1 protein-coding gene is annotated in these 317 nt (G+C 63.4%); it reads left to right on the top strand.

Annotated elements, in window-relative coordinates:
• Positions 1-317: alpha-amylase family glycosyl hydrolase (locus tag GTY47_RS14640; RefSeq protein ID WP_010033287.1), on the top strand; the 317-nt coding region annotated here is incomplete at both ends.

The following is a 317-nucleotide window of genomic DNA, read 5'->3' as shown; positions in this document are numbered from 1 at the left end:
GACGACAAGCAGTTCCAGGACGCGCGGATCATCTTCGTCGACACGGAGGCCTCGAACTGGACCTACGACCCGGTCCGCAAGCAGTACTACTGGCACCGTTTCTTCTCCCACCAGCCGGACCTCAACTACGAGAACCCGGCCGTGCAGGAGGAGATGATCTCCGCGCTGAAGTTCTGGCTGGACCTGGGCATCGACGGGTTCCGCCTGGACGCGGTGCCGTACCTGTACCAGCAGGAGGGCACCAACTGCGAGAACCTCCCGGAGACGCACGACTTCCTGAAGCGGGTGCGCAAGGAGATCGACGCGCAGTACCCGGA

This window comes from Streptomyces sp. SID5464, assembly GCF_009862985.1.
Lineage (GTDB): Bacteria > Actinomycetota > Actinomycetes > Streptomycetales > Streptomycetaceae > Streptomyces > Streptomyces chartreusis_D.
The sequence above is the reverse complement of the archived record's forward strand: the minus strand, read 5'-3'. Positions and strand labels throughout refer to the sequence as shown.